Origin of the sequence: Streptomyces sp. NPDC086989, assembly GCF_044745505.1 — a bacterium.
GTDB lineage: Bacteria > Actinomycetota > Actinomycetes > Streptomycetales > Streptomycetaceae > Streptomyces.
The window spans coordinates 73,894-93,150 of sequence record NZ_JBIVAL010000018.1; the positions used below are offsets into that span (position 1 = coordinate 73,894).

Sequence of the window (19,257 nt, forward strand, 5' to 3'; positions counted from 1 at the left end):
GGTGTCCGTGCTTACGGCCGTCTGGGCGGCCGCGAGAGGGCGACGCAGCCGTACAACCAGCCGTCCGTCGACAGCTCTGCCTGGCTGCGTGGGCGGTCGGTGCGGCGCGCACTCGTATCCGAGCCCCGTCGGCCTCAGGGCCGGCGCACGGCTCCGTGAGAGGCTGAGCGGCATGGGTGCTGAACTGGACGATCGCGCTGCAAGGGAGTTTTTGGCATCGATCCGCGTCGGTGACCTCTGCCGCGGGACGGTTACAGAGGTCACCCGGTCGCGAGGGCTGGCGGTGACCCTGGACGGGTTCCCGGCGCGCCCGCTGGGGATGGTCGGCCCCTTGGAGATGTCATGGCGGCCGTACCCGGCGAGTCCTCTGCAGGCTGGTCAGAGCATCACGGGTGAGGTGACCTGCGTCGATCTGGAGGAGGGCATCGCCTGGTTGTCGTTGGCCGCCGCCGAGAATCCTGAACTCTGGGCGTTCCTGCAACCCCTTCGCCCGGGCGAGATGCTCTCCGGGACAGTCGCTGCCATCGAGCCGTTCGGCGTGTTCGTGGCGCTGGATGAGGGCCCCGAGCATCCGGTCTTCCCGGGCGTCGGATTCATCTCGATCCCCGAGTTGTCCTGGCGGCGTTTCGACGCGATTGCGGACGTCGTCAAGGTCGGGGAACGCGTCTCGTGCGCGTTCCTCTACTTCGATACGTGGAACGGGGAAGCCAGGCTGTCCCTGCGAGAGACTCAGCCCGACCCGTTCCAGACTTTCGCGGACAGCCACTCGGTGGGTGAGACCCTGCGTGGACAAGTCATCAAGCTGGTCCCGATCGGCGCTTTCGTTCAGGTCGCGGACGGTATTGAGGGTCTGGTCCCGCTTCATGAGCTGGCGTCGCCGGCAGTGGATGATCCGGAGGAGGCCGTCCAGGTCGGCGAGGAGGTCTCGGTCGTCGTCATCGAAGTCGACCGACAGTGGCGCAAGGTGTCCCTGTCTCGAGGTCGAGTCGCTCCCCCAGACGTCCGCTGAGCCCTTCGTCGGACTCCGCTCCGGGATGCGCGGCGACGTTGCCGCCTCACGGTGCGGTCTTCGGGAGGACCGGCTCCTGGCCGCGGACGGAAGTCCCGGCCAGCGTCGCGGTAATTGCGGCTGCAATGTTCGGGGTATCCGTCAGGATGACCGGACGCGACCAGCCGATGGTGGGGCCGGCGGCCTGCGGGATGGGGAGACTGGGAGATGGGGGGCGGGGGGACGGTGCAGTCGTTGTCGGCCGAGGTGGAACGGGGCGCGATCGACCGGTTTCTGTCGGCTGTCGACGTGGTGATGAACAGCAACACCTTGCTGCTGAAGGCCGACGCCGGCCGGCCGCTGACCGTCGACAACCGGCAGGGGCTGCTGGACGCGTACCTGCGGAGCGACCTGTTCGAGCGGATGATGCGCGCAGCCGACCGACAGCGTGAGTGGTACAACCTCAGCGACTTCCTCGACGATCCGGACGAGATCGGGAATCCCGCAGGCGATGGCGCCCGGGTCGGACTGCTGCGCGAAGGATGCCGCGCAACAGTCACTGCCCTCCGGGAGGAGGAGTTCATCGAGCGGCTGCACTGGATGCTGACCGAGGCGCCGTCCCCGTACAGGCATCGGCTGCCGGTGGACGAGGCTGCCGGGATCGTCGGGGGCTTCCTTCGCGAGGTGCTGGGTCCGGCGGGGAGCGGTGGTCGGGCCGCCGGGCAGGGGTGGCAGTTCGCCTCCGTGGAGCCCGACTTCCTGCGCTCGACGGAGTACTACACGGACGAGCCCCCGCTCCACCCCGCCTACTTCGACGGGTCCGTGAGCGACACCGCCGCGCTCTTCCACTGCGGGCCGGTGTTCTACCTGCTGCTGACGAACGGCTCACCGTAGCCGTCGCCCCGCCCGTCTTCCTTCCGTGGATGGTCCACGGATGATCCACGGATGAAATCCCGCCCCTCGTTCCGGTCCGCATGGCAGCATGTGCCGCATGACGACGACCAGAAAGGTCCATGCCGCGTAGACGGCCGGGACACCTGCGTGCTGTGTTCCCACCGCAGCGCCGGACCCATGCATCGAGGCCGGGCATCGACGGTCTCTCCGGGCGGGCGGTGGCGGAGGTCGCCCGCCTCGAACACAGCCGGAACCACCTGGAGCCAGGAGACGTCATCCTGGCCCTGGACCGCTGGAAGCAGTACGTACGCGGCCCCGGGAACCGACTGTGGGACGAGTGCGAGTGGGGCGACGTGCACTGGTACTGCTGCGGCAATCCCCTGGAAGGCCGGGCGCTCCTCGACCGCGTGCTCCTGGCCATGACACCTCGCAGCGCCCGCGAACTCCGGGCAGTGCTTGCCGAGTACGACGCGCTTTGGGTCCCCCTGTCCCCCCTGTCCTGGCTAACGCGTCACGGCTGAGGCGGCACTCCCCGCGGCGGCCCCAAATTTCTGTCCGCGGACAAGAGTCTGAGTCTGCCGACCTTCCTCACCGCCACTCCCCCGCCTATAGGAGGAGATGCCGCGCCCCGTCCAGTGCCCCGGCGCCACTCGTGGCGATCTCGAAGCTGAGCTGGAAGCCCAGCTCCTCGAAGCCCAACGCGGCGGCGACGCGGCGGGAGGCGGCAGGGCGTGCACGCCACTGCGGCAGCAGCCCGGCCGCGAGTGCGTGGGAGACCGCCGCCGAGGCCGTCACCCGCGCGAGTCCGCGCCCTCGGACTTCCAGCGCCGTCAGGACGCTGATGTGGGCCGTTCGCCGTGGCCACATCTGGTATCCCGCGACGGAAACCACCCGGCCCTGCGCGCGGACGACGAAGGCGGGCGAGGTGATCTCGTCCAGAGCGGCCTCACCGGCGTCCTCCTGGCCGGCCGCCTGCTCCAGGCTCCGCACATCCGGATGGGCGGCCGGCAGCTGCTGCACCGCGGGCGCGTCGGCTCCCGCCGGCCGGAAACCCGCCGGGGATGCGTAGGACAGCGTCGCCGGCCCGAGCATCCGCGAGACCGCAAAGGCCTCGCGGATCAGAGCGCTGCCCCGGGCACCGTCCCTGAGGGCCTGCAGCGACAGTTCTCCCAGTACGTCACGAACGACCGCGGCGGCGCCGTCACTCGGTGCGGTCACGACCGCCGATCCACCCAGGGCCACCACTCCCACCCAGCCGGGCGGGCACAGCCCGGATTTCGGGGAGACCACCACGTTCACACCGCCCGGCGGTGCGAACGACACCGGTACGCGGGCCAGGTCCTCCCAGAGCCCGCGGGCCCTGGCGACCAACAGATCGATCGGCATGGCGTCGATCCTGCCAGTCGGGGCAGGCTGTCGAGCCGCGTATCGACGAGGGACATCGCCGGCTGCGGTATACGGGGCGGGACGACTGCGGCCGTCGGCCTCTCGCCGCGTTGATCCGGCGGACGCACCCCGCCATCATCGAGGAGTGTTCGACGTGCTGCCCGGAACGGGCCTCGCTCTGCCGCACCGTGCCGGCGTGCTGCGCTTCGGCATGTCCGAGCGGGAGTCCCAGTGGGCCGTATCGACACTGGCGGATGTGCGCGAGACCTGGATCTGTCAGACCGGCTGGGCGTTCACGGCCCGCTACGAGGGATTGGAACTGCTCGCGTACGGGGACTGCACGGACCGCTTCGGCCGGACCGGCCGCGACGTCCCCGGTCTCGCGGCCGTGCACCTGTGCCGGTCCCGGTCGGGTCCGACGGGGCCGACCGGGCCTTCCGCCGTACCGGTGGTTCTGCACGGCATCGACCTGTTTGGGTATCCGGCCGCCGAGGTGTTGGCCGCTCTGCAACCGGGCCCGCCAGCCGGGGTGAAGGCGGAGCCCGCCCGGTCTCCGAGCGGTTATCTACCGGAAGTCCGGCTCTCGGCGGGGTGACAGCCGAACCCCGGATGGAGCACTTGCACGTGCCGGGGCCGCCCCGGCCCGGAACGACCGAGGCCGGCGGGTCCTCCTCAGGTGGCGCCTTCGCAGGTGGTGCCGTGGTCCCCGTGGTGCCGTGGTCCTCGTGATCCCGCCGTCCCTGTCGTCCCCGTGGTCCCTGTGGTTCCCGTGATCCCGTGGTCCCGGGTGGTCAGGGGAGGAACTTCACTGCCGGGAAGGCCGGGGACGGGCCGTCGAGCAGGTGGCCCCGGCGGTGGCGCAGGTGCTCGTCGAAGAACGCGAGCGGGTACGCCTGCTGGATCTTCACCGCCTGGTCGGGATCGAGGGTGCCGATCACGTCCCGGAGCTGCTGCGCGCTCCATCCGTACACCTTCGCCACCTGGGGGAACAGCGCCTCGTTGTCGCCGTACGAGATGTGGACGGCGCCCTGGGCCCGGATGTCCAGCCGCCAGCCCCGCAGGTGCGACCAGAACGCGGCGGCCTCGGGGTCCGTGGCCCGGGTGAACGCGGCGGACATCATCATGAACGGCCGGTCCAAGTCGCCGGCCAGTGGCGGGTTCATCTGCATCGGGCCGTCGAGGCTGAGCCCGGCCCGGATGCGCTCGTCGGCGAGCGTGGCGCAGGCGGTGGCCGTTCCGCCCTTCGACCAGCCGAACGCACCCATGCGCCGCGGGTCGAGGGAGCCGAGCAGCCCGGCCGGCAGCTCCCTGCAGTCGACGTCGGGGTTGCGTCCGGCGGCGAGCTGCTCGACGCAGTCGAGGACGAAGCGCAGGTCGGCGGCGAAGTCCCCGGGCAGCGTCGGCCCCTGCCGGTCGCGGAGCGGGACGGCGATCCGGCCGTCGGGGTACTCGGTGTACGTGTCGTACTGGTGGGCCACCGTCACGGCCGCGTACCCGTGGCTGGCGAGTTCCTGGACCATGACGGTGTGGTCGCCCTGGTGGCTGCGCGCGCCGTGGGAGAAGACGACGACGGGCAGCCGTCGGCCCGTTCGCAGCACCGGAGCGCCCACGTGGCCAGCGGTGAGCGGACCCAGGGAGGCCAGATCGCTGAATCCGACGTCGGCGAGGAACGCCTGGAACGCGCCGGCCGGCATCCAGGGCGCCACCGGGTACCGCCCGACGTCGCGGGCGGGGTACCAGACGGTGGCCATCAGCTCGCGGAAGTGCCCGGGGCCCGCGATGTCGTCCGGACGTGACCGGTCGACGAGGTGCAGCTGGACCGTGCCCACCGGGTGCGGCCCGGTCGGCGCGGGCAGCATGAGCCTCGTCGCGGTGGGGGCGGGGGCCGGCGCGGGCGCGGCGGGGGCGGGCGACGCGGCCGGGGCGGCGGGATGGGCCCACGCAGGACCGGCAGTGACGGCGAGCGGCACGGCGGCGCCGGCGGCCAGCGCGGCTCCCAGCATGCCGCGGCGCGTGATGCCCTTCCGGCTGATGAACGGCGTGGTGGTCATGGGCCCTCCCGTGGTGACGGATCGTCAACCGTGCCGCGACGGATACTCCGTGGGCACAGTGGAACGCTGTCACGTGTGCCTGTCGGGCAGCATCGGTCCACGGGTGTACGCCCTGGGGCTGATGCGGTCTGGTCACGAGGGCGGGTCGTGATGCAGATGCTCTCCGGCCGGCCGGAGCGCGGTTCGCGCGGCGGCTCGCGCGGCGGCTCGGGCGGTCGGTACGCCCTGAGCAGCGCGTCCAGGGCCGCGTCACGGCTGCGAAGCTCCTGCTCGGCGGCCCGCTGTCGCATGTAGGGAGAGCCGCCCGCCGCCGGGGCGGCCCTCACCAGTACGGAGGCCGCCGGATACGACCGGCTCACCTACGGAAAGGCACCCTCGGGCAAGCGCTGGTTCTACGACGGTCCGGGCGAGAGGCCGATGGGCGCAGTGCTTCAGGTCAACGCCGTCGAGTGGGACGCGCGGCTGGCCGCGGAGAAGCGCACCTGACGCGCCTCGCGCGCCTTCCCCGGGCCGGGCCGAGCCGCCCGCGACGGGGCTGTCAGCGCCCACGGTTACAGTGCCGTTCGATTGTTCGTGCAGTGCCGGGGGTGGGGAGACATGAGCGCACGGCTGAGGGAGACCGCGGCGGAACTGGCCGTTCTGTTGTGGCGGGAGCACACCGTGTACCGGGAGAGATCGGGCGGGGTGGTCATCCGCGGGGACCACGTCGGGCGGTGGATCAGCCTGGCCCCGACGGGCGTCGACGGCGAACTGCTCGTCCGGGCCGGCCGGATCCTGCCCGGCGGGACCACGGCACCGGCCCGATGCGAGGCCGTGGCGGACCCGGCCTCGGGCACGCCCGGCCTCGCGGCCCTGTGCCGCCGCCTCCTCGCCGAGACCGCGGCCCCGGCCGTCCCCCGGCAGCGCGGCGGACACCCCGCCGGAGCCGGCCGCCGACGTGTGCGCGGCCGGCGTGACGCCCGCCGGACCGGACGTCACACGGGCGCCGCCTCCTGGGCGGTCCTCCTGGGCATCACGGGCCTGTTCGTGTACCTGTACCTCGCCACCCGCAGCGGATAGGACCACGAGGGGCCCGCAACCGGTCCGCAACCGGGTGGCTCCCACTAAGCCCAGGCCTACCGTCCGGGCCGTCCCACCCGGCCCGTTGCGGACGGCCGGGGTTGCCGGGGCGGCCGGGGCTACCGGGCCGGACCGGGTTGCCGGGACGGCCGGGGTTGCCAGCACGGACCGGGTTGCCGGCACGGACCGGGTTACCGGCACGGACCGGCTTACCGGCACGGACGGGGTTGCCGGACCGCGCAGTCGCCTGCCCACGGCCTGCTGCGCCGCGGGCGGGCGGTGACCCCGCGCCCGGTCACTCGCGGAGGACCGCGGCGCCCGGACCGCCTTCACCACCCGTGCCCGAACACCCATACCCGCCCCTCCCCTTGTGGCCGCCCCGCACATGGCGGGCGGTCACGGGCGGTCCTAGCCTCCCGGGAAATCCCCACCCACCGAGGAGGCCCCCGTGAAGCACAAGCCCCGCTTCCCGTGGCTGCGCCGGACGGCTGTGATGCTGCTGCTCACCGCCGCGGCTGCGGCCCAGGTCCCGACCGCGGCCGCAGCCCGTGCCGCGGCGTCGGCCCCCACCCCCGGCGAGCTGAAACCGCACCCCATCAGTGCCGCCTACACCGCCGGGGTCTCCTCCGGCGGCTACATGGCGACGCAGCTCCACGTGGCGTACTCCGGCACGTTCGCCGGATCCGCCGTCTTCGCGGCCGGACCGTACGGCTGCGCACAGGGCGACCTCTACCGCGCCCAGTACGCGTGCATGAAGACGTACCAGGACCTGCGGCTGGACGCCCTCGAACGCACCACCCGCGACTGGTCCGCCCAAGGGCTGGTCGACCCCGTCGCCAACCTGTCCGGCGACCCCGTCTACCTCTTCAGCGGGTCGGGGGACGCGACCGTGGAGCGGCCCGTGGCCGACGCCCTGGCCTCGTACTACGGCCGCTTCGGCGCGCGCGTGCGCTACGACGACACGACCGGCGCCGGACACGCGTGGATCAGCCCCCTCGGGCCGAACCCGTGCACCGTCACCCGGAGCCCGTACGTCAACGCCTGCGGCATCGACGCCGAGCGCGACCTGCTCGGCCACCTCACCGGGCCGGTGAACGACCCCGCCCCGGCCCCCACCGGCACGCTCGTGCGCTTCGACCAGAACCGCCACGTCCCCGGCGGCTCCGCGTCCGCCGTCTCCATGGACGACAGCGGCTTCCTCTACGAGCCGGCCGCCTGCGCCGACGGCGCCACCCCCTGCCGCCTGCTCGTCGCCCTGCACGGCTGCAAGCAGGGGTACTCGTACCAGGGCTTCGGCACGCGGTTCATGGAGACCGCCCACCTCGACGAGTACGCGGACACCAACCACCTGCTCGTCCTCTATCCGCAGGCCGCACCGACCGCCACCCCCGACAACCCCAACGGGTGCTGGAACTGGTGGGGGTACCTCGGCGACTCCGCGTACGCCCGGCACGGCGGCAAGCAGATCGAGGCCATCATGAACATGGTCCGCGCCCTCGGCGGCGCGGGCGGCGGCGGTACGGAGCCGCCGGCCCCGACGACCACCCTCACCCTCCCCTCCCTCGACGACCAGGACGGCTACGTGAAGGCCGCCCCCGACGGCTCCGGTGCGGAGGTGGGCACCCTGGAGGCCTTTTCGGGCCTGGCCCTCGGCCGCGGCGGCGACGCCAAGGACAACCGCACGCTGCTCTCGTTCGACACCTCCCGCATCCCCGCCGGGAAGGAGGTGGCCCGGGCGTACCTGACGGTCACCCGCGCCGGCGGCTCCGGCGACCCGTGGGCCTCCCCGGCCGGCAACCGCCTCCTGCTGGACCTCCGTACGGGCTGCTTCGGCGCCTCCTGCACCACCGAAGCGGGCGACTGGTCCGCCCCCGCGTCCGTCCCCGCCGTCGCCGAGCTGCCGGCGTTCTCCTCCGGCACCCGGAGTTCCACGGACCTGTCCCCCGCCGCCCTGTCCGCCCTGTCCGCGCCCGATCGCCCCACCACCATCCAGCTCCGGCTCCGCTTCGCCTCCCCGCAACCGTCGACCGCGTACGTCTTCCTGGCCACCTCACCCCGCCCCGCCCTCACGGTGGAGTACCGCTAGCTCAGGTCCACCGGCCCGGACCCGACCCGACCGGGCCCCTGCGGGGCCCCTGTCAGCGGCGGCCGGTACGGTCGGCACACCTGATCCGCGGAGGAGAACGACCCATGCGAGCGCCGGCCGAGCTGGACCGCGTCCAGTGGCACACCCTGACCCACGCGTACGGCTCCGCCGAGGACGTACCCGAGCTGATCGCGGCGCTCTACGAGGACGACGAGGAGACGGTCAGCGAGGCCCTCTACGAGCTGTACGGCACCATCCACCACCAGGGGACGGTCTACGCCGCGTCGGCGCCCGCCGTGCCGTTCCTCGCCCACGCCGCGCGGCACGCACCCGCCAAGCGCGACGAACTCCTGATGCTGCTCGCCGTGCTCGCCGACCACGACCCGGCGGACGTCGCACTGCCGCACTGGGCGGACACCCCGGTCGCCGCGATCTGCGCCGAACTGGCCCGGGTCCTCCCGGAGCTGCTGCCGTGCCTCGGTGACCCCGACCGAGCCGTGCGCCGGGCGGCGCTGCGGGTGGTCGCGGCCCCGGCCGGACAGCTCACGGCGCAGCAGCGGGCCACGGCCGTGGCGCGGGTCGCGGAGGTGTACGCCGGTGACCCCGTTGCGGCGGTACGGGCGGACGCCCTGGTGGCCCTGTCCCGGTACGGGCAGGAGGAGCAGGCGGCACTCGACAGCCCGCTGCCCGAGGTCAGACTGGCGGCCGCCGCTCTCGCCCTCGCCCGGTCCGGACCGCCCTACCCGGCCGGCCTGGTGGACGTGATCGCCGAGGACGGCGCCGACCCCGACCCGGGCGAGGACGCGTTCCCCTGGCCGGGCACGGACACCAACGGCCCGGACGATCACCTGCGGGACCTGCTCACCGAAGACCCGGATGCCGCGCTCGCCGTGGCCGCCCGCTGGATCGGGGCCGGAGACCTGGGCGCACGGGGATCCTGGCTGGCCGAGGGGGTCGCCGAAACCTGGCGGGACCGGGAACCGGCGGTCGTGGCCCTCATGGCGGCGGCCCTGCCCCATCAGCGGACCGCCACGGAACTCAACGCCCGCCTGCGCACCATCGGCCACTGGATCGACCACCTCCCGGAGCCGGACGCGGGACTGCGCGACACCCTCTTCCGGTACGCGGACACCGACGGCGAGACCGCCGCGCCCGCCCTCCTGGCGCTGGTGCCCTCCCGCGACCCCCGCGCACTGGAACTCGTACTGCGCCGCACCGCCGCCGGGCCCGCCGCCGGGGTCGGCGTGGCGGGGCGGCTGCTCGCCGCGGCGGCGCGCGCCTTCCCCGAGGCCGCCGACCGGCTGGTACCCGAGATCCGCCGCCTGCTGGCGGCCGGCGCCACCGGCAACGAGGCCATCGCCCTGGTCGGCGCCCTCGCCGAGTTCGGCACCACCGCCCGCCAGGCCCGGCCGGAGCTGGTCGGCTGCCTGCGCACCCGCCGCGCGGCCATCGTCGCCGCCCGCCGGCTGGGAGCGGACGGCGTCGCGACGCGCGAGGTCACCGACGTACTGCACGAAGCCACCGGCTCCTCCGACGCCTCGCTGCGTGCCGCCGCGGCGGCGGCCCACTGCCGGCTAACCGGGGACCCCGGGCCCGCTCTGCGCACCTTCGAGGAGCTGCTCACCGGTGGGGGCCAGGCCTCCTGGTACCTGGGCTCCCTGGCACCGATGGGCGACGCCGCCGCGCCCCTGCTGCCACTCGTCGAGCGGCACCTGGGGTCCGGGGACGCGTGGACCCGGCTGGCGGCGGCCGAAGCCCTGCACCGGATATCCGGCTCAGCGGACCGCAGCGTCCAAGTCCTCGCCGAGCTGGTCGGCCCCACGCCGGTGGGCCTGCGCGCGCTCGAGGCGCTCGCCGCCGTCGGCCGCGCCCCGGAGGAGGTCCGCCCCGTCCTCCACACCCTCGCCTCCTCCCCGCGCCGCCTGCTCAGCGACGCACCGCATTCCGGCACCGGCCACCCGGACGCCGAACTGCGCGCGTCGGCCCGGCGATTGCTCGAAGCCGGCCGGCCTCGGGAGTCGGCCTGACCTTCTCCCCCCAGCCGAACGCATGGCGGTGATGTCGCGCGGTCGCTGGACATCTACGCGCAGGGCGAGACGGCTGATCAGCCCCTGGAGTCCGAGCTCGCCGCAGGGTTCGCGAAGGCCGCCGGAACGGCGGTCCTCTTCCCTGCCGAGGAAGCACCCCCGAGTGCCTACTGGGTCGTGACGCCGGAAGGTCTCCTCACCCGTGCCCGGCTCGAACCTTCCGACGACGAGCCGCCGCTCTACTCGGTCACTGCCGTCGAGGCGCCGGTGCCTCACCTGCCCCGGGCAGCTGTCACGAGATTCGCCGAGATCGTAAGGGAACAGAGGCGTGACACCCCCCTGGCCCATGCCTTCGCGGCATCGGTGGAGAAGAGGAGGCGGGCCGCCTCGGACCTTGTGAGACCTTCCCCCGACGATGACGTCAGCAGCGCCCTCCGGTCCGCGAAGAGCAACCTCGTCGTGTGGGAGCGGGTGATCCGGGAGATGGAGTCAGGGTGGGCTCCAACAGGCTGGTATCCAGCCGCCCTCTACCGAGAGAGGCTGGAGGCCCGTGACGAACTCTCCGGCATCGGCGCCCGCCTCCCGCGTGAGGTCTCCGAGCTGCTTGGCGAGGTGCTGGAGGAATTGGATCGGCGGTTTGCCGCAGCAACGGAGGCCGACCCGTCCGGAGGCCTGCGCAGGGAACTGACGGGCGAGTCCGCAGCCCGGACCCCGGTCGGCGGCCGGTGGTGGCGGCGCCGCCCGGATCCCACGCCTTGGGAACAGGACTGACGGCGCGCACAGCATGCAGTGCATGCGGGAGAAACCGGATCCGACGGCTTCTGAACTACCTGCCGGGGGACGATGGTACGAGCAGAGGCGGGACGGGCCTGCCCGGCTTAGGAGCGGGACTTGGCGCGGCCGCCGTGCGGGCCGTACGGACGGCGCTGCCGTGCTGACGGGCCCCGCCTGGGCCGGCCCGGGTGGGGATCCGCATCATGGTCGCCATGGCACTGACATCGACACCGATCACGGACATGGACCTCACCGGCTTCACCGAGCGCGAGCAGGGGGTCTGGACCGACGAGCAGGGTCTCGTGTTGTCGGTCCACTTCTTTCCGCTGGTGCCGGACCTGCCGGCGCCGCTGCACGAGACCGACCGGCTGCGGCACGGCCTCGCCCGGTCCGTCGCCCGGGCGGGCGGGGGTCTGATCGAGGCCGTACCGGGCGAGGTGGACTCCGTCCCGGCCGTCCGTCAACTGGTCAAGATCCGGCGGCCGAACACCGAACACGGACTGGTCTTCCTCGCCTCCTGGACCGTGCCGAGGGCGAGCTGCAGCACCGTGATCAAGGTGCAGGCGGCCGAGCGCGGCACGACCGGGATGCGCGAGGCCCTCGTCGGCGCCCGGGTGGGCCACGAGAACTACTTCCGCCCGCACCCGTACGGGCCGGACGTCCAGGGTGGGCTGCCGTACCACGTCGCCGACTTCGAGGAGTGGGACGCGCAGTTCCCGGACCACCCGCTGACGCTCGTCCGCGGCGCGCTGCGGCGGATCGTGCCCACGGTGGCGCTGGAGGAGGGTTTCAAGGCCCTCCCGTCGTTCGGCCCGCCGGCCGCCCCTCGGCGCCGCTGGTTCCGCCGCGCCTGACCCGGAGCAGCGCGAAGGAGTCGGGGGGGCCGTCACCGATCGGGTGCGGGAGCCGAGCAGCGGGCCGCATAGCGTCTGTGGCCGGATGCAAGAGCTGGGAGTGAGGGGTGGGGGCATGAGGGCTCATCGTCCGGGGCGGCCGCAGGACCTTCCGGAGGCGGGCGTGTTGTGGGCGCGCTGGACGGCGTTCGCCGTGGCGACCTGGGACGCCGAGGAGGAGAACGAGCGCTTCCGGCACGGCTACTGGCTCGACGAAAGCGACGGTGACGGCGGCCACGGCAGCCACGGCGGCAGCCGGTTGCGCTTCGACGACGGCGCGTGCAGCCGGTGGGCGTTGGTCCGGGCCGGTGGCGGCAGGGCGGTTCTCTTCGGGCAGGACGATTCCGGCAGGGTCGGGCGGTACGAGCCGCCGATCGACCTCCTCGACGGGGCGCCCGACTGGGTGCGCCATGAGCTGCGCAACGATGTCGCGGGGCTGGGCAGGGTCGAGTGCGTCTACTGGTCCGAGGGCGGTTCCTGGCACCGCGCGCCGTACCCCGACGACCTCGGTGACGACGGACTCGACTGCGGAATGGGCCATCTGACCTCGCGTGAACACGCCCTCGGCGCGCTCTGTGCGCTGTTCGAGTTCGACGAGGACTGCGAGGGCGCCGTGGAGGCCTGCGAGCGGCTCATCGAGCACGCGGAGCGGGGCACGGTCGCGGATGCGGATGCGGATGCGGATGCGGATGCGGATGCGGTCGTACGGTCCTTCGCCGCTGATGTCTTCCGCATCCAGGCCGAGTACGAACTGCTCTGGCCGAAGGCTCCGATCCCCAGGTCGGAAGCGGACCTCGCCGCGATGGCCGCCCTGATCCGTCGGGTCTAGAGCGGGGCTACAGCGGGTCTGTCGGGTCGGGGCGGTGCGGTCCGCCTGATCCGTCGGACGCCGGCTGGGCCGATCGCAGCGCGGCCAGGAGACGGGTGTGCAGGAGGCGTACGGCCGGGGAGTGCTCGTCGGGGCGGGTGACGAGGCCGAGTCGGGCGTGCGTGGCGGCGTCGGTGAGCGGGACGGCCCGCAGGCCGGCGCCCTGCGCGGAGGAGGCGCTGAGGACGGCGACGCCCGCGCCGCGCTCGGCGAGGCGGAGCAGGGCGACGGGGGAGCTGGCGTCCAGGTCCACGTGCGGGTCGAGGCCGAGCCGGCGGCAGGAGTCCTCGTAGGCGGCGCGGATGCCGGTGCCCCGGGGCAGGCAGAGGATCTTCTCGCCCCGGAGGGCGGTGAGGGTCAGTTCCGCCCGGTCGAGGGGGTGCCCGGCCGGAACGACGGCGGCGATCGGCTCGTCGATGACGACGCTCGCCTCGAGACCAGTGGCGGCCTGGCCTGCGTAGCCGATCAGGGCCAGGTCGAGGGAGCCGGAGAGGACCTGGGTCTGCAGGTCGCCGGAGTCGCCCTCGTGCAGGCTGAGTTCGATGCCGGGGTGGGTGCGGCCCAGGTCGGCGAGGGTGTCCAGGAAGGGCGGGATCGAGCAGCCCGTGATCATGCCGATCCGGACGCGGCCGCGGACGGCGTCGGCGAACTCGGCGGCGGTGTGCCGGATGGCGTCGAGGGTGGCGAGCGCGTTCTTCGCGAGGGGAAGGACGGCCTCGCCGGCCGGGGTGAGGCGCACGTGCCGGCTGGAGCGGTCGAAGAGCCGCTGGCCCAGCTCGTGTTCCAGCTTCGCCACCTGGGTGCTGATGCCGGACTGGCTGATGTGCAGGCGCTGGGCGGCGCCGGTGAAGGTGCCTTCGTCCACCACGGCGGCGAAGTAGCGCAGCTGATGCATCTCCATGCCTACCGATGATAGCTGGAATCGGATTCATCTGTTGGACGGATGGAACGGCGGTGGGGAGGATGGAGGCATGACGACGACGAAGAGCGCACGCGAGCTTGCCGAGACCTACTTCTCCGCCTGGGAGGCGGGCGACTTCGAGACGATGCGCGGGCTGCTGGCCGAGGACGTCGACTTCGTCGGGGCGCTGGGAACGGCGCGCGGGACGGAGGAGGCCCTGGCCGGGCTGAAGGGCCTCGGGCAGGTGCTGGAGAAGATCGACGTGAAGGTGCGGGTCTCGGAGGGCGACGAGGTGATCACCTGGTTCGACCTGTGCACCGCCGTCGCGCCGCCCGCGCCGACGGCGAACTGGATGCACGTGGAGGACGGGAAGATCGTCCGGATCCGGGTGACCTTCGACCCGCGAGGGCTGCTGGAGGGGTTCGCGAAGTCGAGCTGACGCATTTCCGACGTCTGACATCCGACGTACTCCGACGTACGACGTCCGACGTCCGACGTCCGAATTCCCGGAAGGCGGCAGTTTCCCGACGGGTGCTGAAATGCGCATTTCCGGCCGAGCTGCCTGCTTCGGAGCACGGGTACCGAGCGCCGGCCGGCACCTTGCCGTGGTCACCGACGACTGCGGGTGGGTTCCGTGCGGCCGGGCGCGGTCACGTGCCGTCTGGACCGCCCCGCCTGCGGCCGGGCGCCGACCGCGGGGAGATTGTCCTATTGGATCGATCCGGAAGACTGCCTACTATGCGCCATAGTCGATCACTGGGAAGTGCGGGCGGTGTCCGGTTCGGGGTTCGGTCCCGGGCCGGCACAGGTATGCCTGCGCCATTTTGAGAGGGGGGCCGATGGGGCCTGACCTGCTGATTCCGCCGATATTTTCGCCCATCCAGCCTGAGATCCATCCCGCTCATGCGGAGATCGATGTTCAGACGGCGGCCTGGGCTGAAACGTTTCGCATCGGGTCCGAGGAGTTGCGGGGACGGCTCGTAAGGCAGGACATCGGCACGTTCGCGGCGAGGATCCTTCCGTCGGCGGGGCAGGCGTCGGTCTCCCTCCTCGCGGACTTCGTCTTCTGGCTGTTCGGCGTCGACGACGGGCACTGCGAGGAAGGTGAGCTGGGACAACGTCCGGGAGAGCTGGCCGGCGTACTCTCACGGCTCCTGCGCGTCGCCCAGAATCCGGATGCCCCGATGCTGCTGGACGACCCACTCGCCGCCGGGCTCCGCGACCTTCGTTACCGCGTGTGCAGCCACGGGACGGCAGGGCAGGCCGCGCGCTGGGTGGACTCGTTGAGGGAGTACTTTCTCTCCGTCGTCTGGGAGGCGTCTCACCGGAGGTCGGGAACGGTGCCCGATCTCAACGATTACACGCTGATGCGTCTCTATTCGGGTGCCACGTCCGTCGTCTTCCCGATGCTGGAGATGGGTGGCGGCTACGAGCTTCAGCCGCACGAGCGGGACCACACCCCGGTGAGGGCCATCGGCGAAATGGCGTCTTTCATCATCACCTGGGACAACGACATCTTCTCGCACCACAAGGAACGGAACGGGCTGAACTATTACGTGAATGCCCTCCGCGTGCTGGAGGAGCAGGGTCACAGCGCCGATCAGGCCCTGCGCATCGCGATTTCCCAAAGGGACCGTGTGATGTGCCTGTTCATGCGGCTGAGTTCAGCCCTTGCCCGCCAGGGCAGTCCACAGCTTCGCCGGTACCTGGACAGCCTGGCGTGTTTCATTCGTGGCGCACAGGACTGGGGAATCAGCTCCCTCCGGTACAGCTCCCCCGAATGCCCGGCCGGCAACCCCTCCGCGTTCTGCGACGTGCCGACCGATGCCCGCCACGAGCCCCTCGGCATAGCTGCCGTCGACTGGTGGTGGGAGCTCCTTCCGTCTTCCGGGGGCCGGCTCTCCCCCGAGATGGCTGTGCAGGGCGCGTAGCACGCGATCGCTCGGATCACCGAGCCGAAGCCCGCCTCGTGAACCTGATCGGCCTTCGAGACCGCAGAAGACACGTGGCGGGCGCCCGGTAGCGCCGGTCGGCGGGTCAGCCCTGACGGGGTTGCACGATCATGCGGATGCAGTCGGCGCGTGCCACGGCGGATGCCACTTCCCTGGGCTCGTGTCCCGCAACCGGCCTCAGCTGCCACCGGGAGAGCAGGGTCGCGATGGCGATCGTCGCTTCGGCCCATACGAAGCTGTCGCCGATGCATTTGCGGTTGCCCGCGCCGAACGGGACGTAGGCCTCGCGTCCGAGTCCGGCCTCGGCCTGCCGGTGCGGCAGCCAGCGATCGGGGTCGAAGGCGGCGGGGTTCTCGTACAGGTCGGGGTCGCGGTGGATGGCGTAGAGGCTGAAGGCGACCTCCGTCCCCGGCGGCAGCGTGAACCCTCCCAGCTCGACGGGGGCGGTGTTCCGGCGCATGAGCAGTGTCACGCCGTGCAGCCGGATCACCTCGTCGATGACCCGCCGCAGGCATTCGAGGCGAGGTACGTCCGCGATGCCGACGGGCCCGTCGCCCACGACGTCCCGGATCTCTGCGAGCACCTGCTCTTCGACCGCGGGGTGGGCGGCCAGCTCGTGGAAGGTCCAGGCGAGTGTCGCAGCAGTCGTCTCGGCGCCCGCGAAGAGGATGGTGCTGAGCTCATCGCGCACCTCGACGTCCGAGAGGCGCTGGCCGCTCTCGGTGTCCTGCGCGCGCAACAGCAGCGACAGGAGGTCGTCGCGGTCGGCATGCCCCGAGCGGCGGGCGGTGAGGATCACCTCGTCGATCACCTGGCGAAGGCTGGCCGACGCCTCGTCGAAATCGCGGTTGGCGCGGATGGGGATGCGGTCCAGGAACTTGGGGGAGGCCGCTCGTATCAGCAGGTTCTTCAGCAGGACGGGGAGGTTCCTGCGTACGGCTTCCACGGCCGGCAGGCCGATGTCCGCCGAGAACAGTGTCGACGCCAGGGTCTCGATGGCGTACTCGGCCATCACCTGTTCCAGGTCGACCTCTTGTCCCGGTCGCCAGGAGTCGGCCAGCGACCGTGCGTTGTCGCTCATGGTGGCGGAGTAGGCGGCGATGCGCTCCTTGGAGAACATCGGCTGGATGAGGTGACGGTGCTTCCGGTGGATCTCACCGTCGGAATTCGCCAGGCCGTTCCCGGCCAAGGGCCGCAGCCGGTCGAAGAAGCGGCCCTTCTCGAAATCCCGCGCTTTGGTCACCGTCACTTCACGAACCAGGGAAGCCGAGGTCGCGACGTACATGGGCATCGTCCCCAGGTCCACACGGACCAGGTCGCCGTGCTGCCGCAGGGAGGTGAGGAAGCCGAAGGGGTCACGCCACAGGCGCAGGGCGTGCCCCAGCACCGGTATCGCCCCTGGTGCGCGCGGCACGGACCGCAACTGAACATCTGTCACTCTGGGTTCCTCCAACCGGGTGTACGTGCGACAACTGCACCACAGCGTTCCGCCGGGGGTCCGGCGGGGTGGCGAGCCCGCGGGTGCCGGCGCGCCGCCAATGGGGGCATCCACGGTCCAATCCGTACCGACCGTCCCGCAGTTGATGGCACGACCGCCGTCCTGCGCGTACACCACCCCCCGTTATGCTGCGTGTCGCTGCTGTGACGTCATACCTCCTGTGAGGCACACCTCACGGACGTGGCGCTACTGCTGACCCGGCGGGCGCCGATGAGACGGTCGGCCCGACGGCCCGTCAATTCGGCGATGGGGGCTGCCCGGTCACCAGACAGCAGCACCGCTGATCCGGCCCGACCCAGGCCCGGCCCGGTGGTGGCTTGACCTGACGCCCATCCGTTCGTTCCCTCACCGCGCCTTTCGGAGGACTCGTGACCACCCCCTACCAAGACGCACCGGCCGCTTCGCCCGTGCCGCTCCCCCCTCCCGGCTGTCCCGCGCACGCGCCGGGCGGGGCCGGGACGGCCGGTGTGCAGCGGCTGTACGGCCCGGACGCGGAGGGCTCGCACTATGCCATGTACCAGGCCCTCCGCAAGGAGCACGGCCCGGTGGCGCCCGTCCTCCTGCAGGGCGACGTTCCGGCGTGGCTGGTGCTGGGGCACCGCGAGAACCTGGAGGTCATGCGCAACTCCAAGCTGTTCTCGAACGACTCGCGCATATGGACCGTCAAGCTCGGCCCGGATTCCCCGCTGCTGCCCGTGACCGCATGGCAGCCGCTGCTGGTCTTCGCGGACGGCAGTGAGCATGCGAGGCTGCGCTCGGCGATCACGGACAGCCTGGGTCGATTCCGCCGCCGTGGCATCCGCAGCTACGTCGTGCGCTACACCGAGCAGCTGATCAACCAGTTCTCCGCGAACGGCAACGCCGATCTCGTGGCCGACTTCTCCGAGAAGCTGCCCGCTCTGGTGGTGGCACGCATCTACGGGGTGCCGGAGGCGGATGCGCTCGCCGTGGGCGCGGCCGTGCGCGACATGGTCAAGGGGACCCCCACCGCTCTGGAGAGCAACGACTTCGTCGTCGGCGTGCTCACCGAACTGGTCAAGCACAAGAAGGAGAGCCCCGGTGACGACTTCGCGAGCTGGCTGCTGAGCCACGAGTCGCAGCTGTCCGACGCCGAGGTGATGGAGCACCTGCGGCACGCCCTGGTGGCGGCCATCGAGAACACCTGCAACCTGATCGCCAACACCCTGCGGATGGTCCTGACCGACCACCGCTTCCGCGCCAGCCTGTCCGGGGGTTCCATGACCCTGCCGGACGCGCTCGACCAGGTCTTCTGGGACGCCCCTCCGCTCGCCAGGGTCCCGACCCGGTGGGCGACGGCCGACACCCGGCTCGGGACGCAGGAAATCCGGGCGGGCGACATGGTGATCCTGGACCTGGCCGCCGGAAACGTCGACCCCGACATCCGCCCCGACCTGAGCAAGCCGGTGCACGGCAACCGGTCGCACCTCGCGTTCAGCAGCGGGCCGCACGAGTGCCCGGGTGAGGACATCGGCCGCGCGATCGCGGACACGGGCATCGACACGCTGCTGGCGAGGCTGCCCGACATCCAGCTGGTCGGCGGTGAGGACGAGCTGCGCGTGACCACCTCCCTGATCTCCAGTCGCCTGGACAACCTGCCCGTCGCGTTCGCTCCCCGCCGGGCCCAGAGGAGGAGCTCCGCCGAAGTGGCCGACGCGACCTCCGCCGACGTGACCTCCACGGGCGCGGCAGGCCGCCCGGCGGCGCCCGGGCAGCCGAGGACGGCGTCGCCGGCGTCGGCCGCCGGCTCCGCCGGCGGGACGCGGCAGCCCTGGTGGCGCCGTCTGCTCTCCGGCGGCCGATAGGAGCAGCCGTCAGACGGCAGGAAGCCCGGGCCAGGCGCTGTGCGCCGTGGTCCGGGC

At 72.1% G+C, this 19,257-nt stretch carries 17 protein-coding genes; 13 read left to right on the top strand and 4 right to left on the bottom strand.

Annotated elements, in window-relative coordinates:
* The first annotated feature begins 172 nt into the window (after positions 1-172).
* The 3 genes from ACIPK4_RS33455 to ACIPK4_RS33465 all read left to right on the top strand — a co-directional run bounded on the left by ACIPK4_RS33455 (position 173) and on the right by ACIPK4_RS33465 (position 2,403).
* Positions 173-1,009, top strand: a complete 837-nt coding sequence (locus ACIPK4_RS33455; protein ID WP_402319859.1) for a S1 RNA-binding domain-containing protein — start codon at positions 173-175, stop codon at positions 1,007-1,009.
* Between the two features lie 225 nt (positions 1,010-1,234).
* Complete coding sequence (locus ACIPK4_RS33460; protein ID WP_402319861.1) at positions 1,235-1,882, top strand: hypothetical protein; 648 nt, start codon at positions 1,235-1,237, stop codon at positions 1,880-1,882.
* A gap of 152 nt (positions 1,883-2,034) precedes the next feature.
* Positions 2,035-2,403, top strand: coding sequence for a hypothetical protein (locus ACIPK4_RS33465; RefSeq protein WP_402319864.1), 369 nt, complete (start codon positions 2,035-2,037; stop codon positions 2,401-2,403).
* 85 nt (positions 2,404-2,488) lie between these two features.
* On the opposite strand, the gene ACIPK4_RS33470 is transcribed toward ACIPK4_RS33465, so the two are convergent.
* Entirely contained in the window at positions 2,489-3,268 is a 780-nt protein-coding gene (locus ACIPK4_RS33470; protein WP_402319867.1) for a GNAT family N-acetyltransferase, read from the bottom strand.
* A 145-nt stretch (positions 3,269-3,413) separates the two neighbouring features.
* Between ACIPK4_RS33470 and ACIPK4_RS33475 the strand changes: the two genes are divergently transcribed.
* The gene (locus tag ACIPK4_RS33475) at positions 3,414-3,863 is read left to right on the top strand and encodes a hypothetical protein (protein WP_402319870.1); all 450 of its coding nucleotides are present in this window, start codon (positions 3,414-3,416) and stop codon (positions 3,861-3,863) included.
* A gap of 196 nt (positions 3,864-4,059) precedes the next feature.
* Here ACIPK4_RS33475 and ACIPK4_RS33480 read toward each other — a convergent pair whose 3' ends face one another.
* Positions 4,060-5,319 carry an alpha/beta hydrolase family protein gene (locus ACIPK4_RS33480; protein ID WP_402319873.1) on the bottom strand — a complete coding sequence of 420 codons (1,260 nt, stop codon included), beginning with the start codon at positions 5,317-5,319 and terminating at the stop codon, positions 4,060-4,062.
* Positions 5,320-5,916: 597 nt separating this feature from the next.
* On the opposite strand from ACIPK4_RS33480, the gene ACIPK4_RS33485 reads away from it, so the two are divergent.
* From ACIPK4_RS33485 to ACIPK4_RS33510, 6 genes are all read left to right on the top strand, one after another.
* Positions 5,917-6,378 carry a hypothetical protein gene (locus ACIPK4_RS33485; protein WP_376196780.1) on the top strand — a complete coding sequence of 154 codons (462 nt, stop codon included), beginning with the start codon at positions 5,917-5,919 and terminating at the stop codon, positions 6,376-6,378.
* Positions 6,379-6,826: 448 nt separating this feature from the next.
* Entirely contained in the window at positions 6,827-8,464 is a 1,638-nt protein-coding gene (locus tag ACIPK4_RS33490) for a poly(3-hydroxybutyrate) depolymerase (RefSeq protein ID WP_402319876.1), read from the top strand.
* 104 nt (positions 8,465-8,568) lie between these two features.
* The gene (locus ACIPK4_RS33495; RefSeq protein ID WP_402319879.1) at positions 8,569-10,491 is read left to right on the top strand and encodes a hypothetical protein; all 1,923 of its coding nucleotides are present in this window, start codon (positions 8,569-8,571) and stop codon (positions 10,489-10,491) included.
* Positions 10,492-10,668: 177 nt separating this feature from the next.
* Complete coding sequence (locus tag ACIPK4_RS33500; protein WP_402319882.1) at positions 10,669-11,262, top strand: hypothetical protein; 594 nt, start codon at positions 10,669-10,671, stop codon at positions 11,260-11,262.
* A 215-nt stretch (positions 11,263-11,477) separates the two neighbouring features.
* Complete coding sequence (locus tag ACIPK4_RS33505) at positions 11,478-12,119, top strand: hypothetical protein (RefSeq protein ID WP_402319885.1); 642 nt, start codon at positions 11,478-11,480, stop codon at positions 12,117-12,119.
* A gap of 115 nt (positions 12,120-12,234) precedes the next feature.
* Positions 12,235-12,987, top strand: a complete 753-nt coding sequence (locus ACIPK4_RS33510; RefSeq protein WP_402319887.1) for a hypothetical protein — start codon at positions 12,235-12,237, stop codon at positions 12,985-12,987.
* 7 nt (positions 12,988-12,994) lie between these two features.
* Here ACIPK4_RS33510 and ACIPK4_RS33515 read toward each other — a convergent pair whose 3' ends face one another.
* Entirely contained in the window at positions 12,995-13,927 is a 933-nt protein-coding gene (locus ACIPK4_RS33515; RefSeq protein ID WP_402319890.1) for a LysR family transcriptional regulator, read from the bottom strand.
* A 70-nt stretch (positions 13,928-13,997) separates the two neighbouring features.
* Here ACIPK4_RS33515 and ACIPK4_RS33520 point away from each other — a divergent pair, with 70 nt between their 5' ends.
* Together ACIPK4_RS33520 and ACIPK4_RS33525 are read left to right on the top strand one after the other, a co-directional pair.
* The gene (locus ACIPK4_RS33520) at positions 13,998-14,366 is read left to right on the top strand and encodes a nuclear transport factor 2 family protein (protein WP_402319893.1); all 369 of its coding nucleotides are present in this window, start codon (positions 13,998-14,000) and stop codon (positions 14,364-14,366) included.
* Positions 14,367-14,766: 400 nt separating this feature from the next.
* On the top strand, positions 14,767-15,858 hold the full coding sequence (locus tag ACIPK4_RS33525; protein WP_402319896.1) for a selina-4(15),7(11)-diene synthase: 1,092 nt from the start codon (positions 14,767-14,769) through the stop codon (positions 15,856-15,858).
* Positions 15,859-15,964: 106 nt separating this feature from the next.
* Here the strand turns inward: ACIPK4_RS33525 and ACIPK4_RS33530 are convergent, their stop codons facing one another.
* Positions 15,965-17,317, bottom strand: coding sequence for a cytochrome P450 (locus tag ACIPK4_RS33530; RefSeq protein WP_402319898.1), 1,353 nt, complete (start codon positions 17,315-17,317; stop codon positions 15,965-15,967).
* 467 nt (positions 17,318-17,784) lie between these two features.
* On the opposite strand from ACIPK4_RS33530, the gene ACIPK4_RS33535 reads away from it, so the two are divergent.
* Entirely contained in the window at positions 17,785-19,200 is a 1,416-nt protein-coding gene (locus tag ACIPK4_RS33535; protein ID WP_402319901.1) for a cytochrome P450, read from the top strand.
* The last annotated feature ends 57 nt before the right edge of the window (positions 19,201-19,257 follow it).

Bases quoted from the DNA above. Each gene is read 5' to 3' on its own strand.
- ACIPK4_RS33505 (WP_402319885.1), top strand. From the start codon at position 11,478: ATGGCACTGACATCGACACCGATCACGGACATGGACCTCACCGGCTTC.
- ACIPK4_RS33510 (WP_402319887.1), top strand. From the start codon at position 12,235: ATGAGGGCTCATCGTCCGGGGCGGCCGCAGGACCTTCCGGAGGCGGGC.
- ACIPK4_RS33485 (WP_376196780.1), top strand. From the start codon at position 5,917: ATGAGCGCACGGCTGAGGGAGACCGCGGCGGAACTGGCCGTTCTGTTG.
- ACIPK4_RS33470 (WP_402319867.1), bottom strand. From the start codon at position 3,268: ATGCCGATCGATCTGTTGGTCGCCAGGGCCCGCGGGCTCTGGGAGGAC.
- ACIPK4_RS33455 (WP_402319859.1), top strand. From the start codon at position 173: ATGGGTGCTGAACTGGACGATCGCGCTGCAAGGGAGTTTTTGGCATCG.
- ACIPK4_RS33520 (WP_402319893.1), top strand. From the start codon at position 13,998: ATGACGACGACGAAGAGCGCACGCGAGCTTGCCGAGACCTACTTCTCC.
- ACIPK4_RS33525 (WP_402319896.1), top strand. From the start codon at position 14,767: ATGGGGCCTGACCTGCTGATTCCGCCGATATTTTCGCCCATCCAGCCT.
- ACIPK4_RS33480 (WP_402319873.1), bottom strand. From the start codon at position 5,319: ATGACCACCACGCCGTTCATCAGCCGGAAGGGCATCACGCGCCGCGGC.
- ACIPK4_RS33515 (WP_402319890.1), bottom strand. From the start codon at position 13,927: ATGGAGATGCATCAGCTGCGCTACTTCGCCGCCGTGGTGGACGAAGGC.
- ACIPK4_RS33495 (WP_402319879.1), top strand. From the start codon at position 8,569: ATGCGAGCGCCGGCCGAGCTGGACCGCGTCCAGTGGCACACCCTGACC.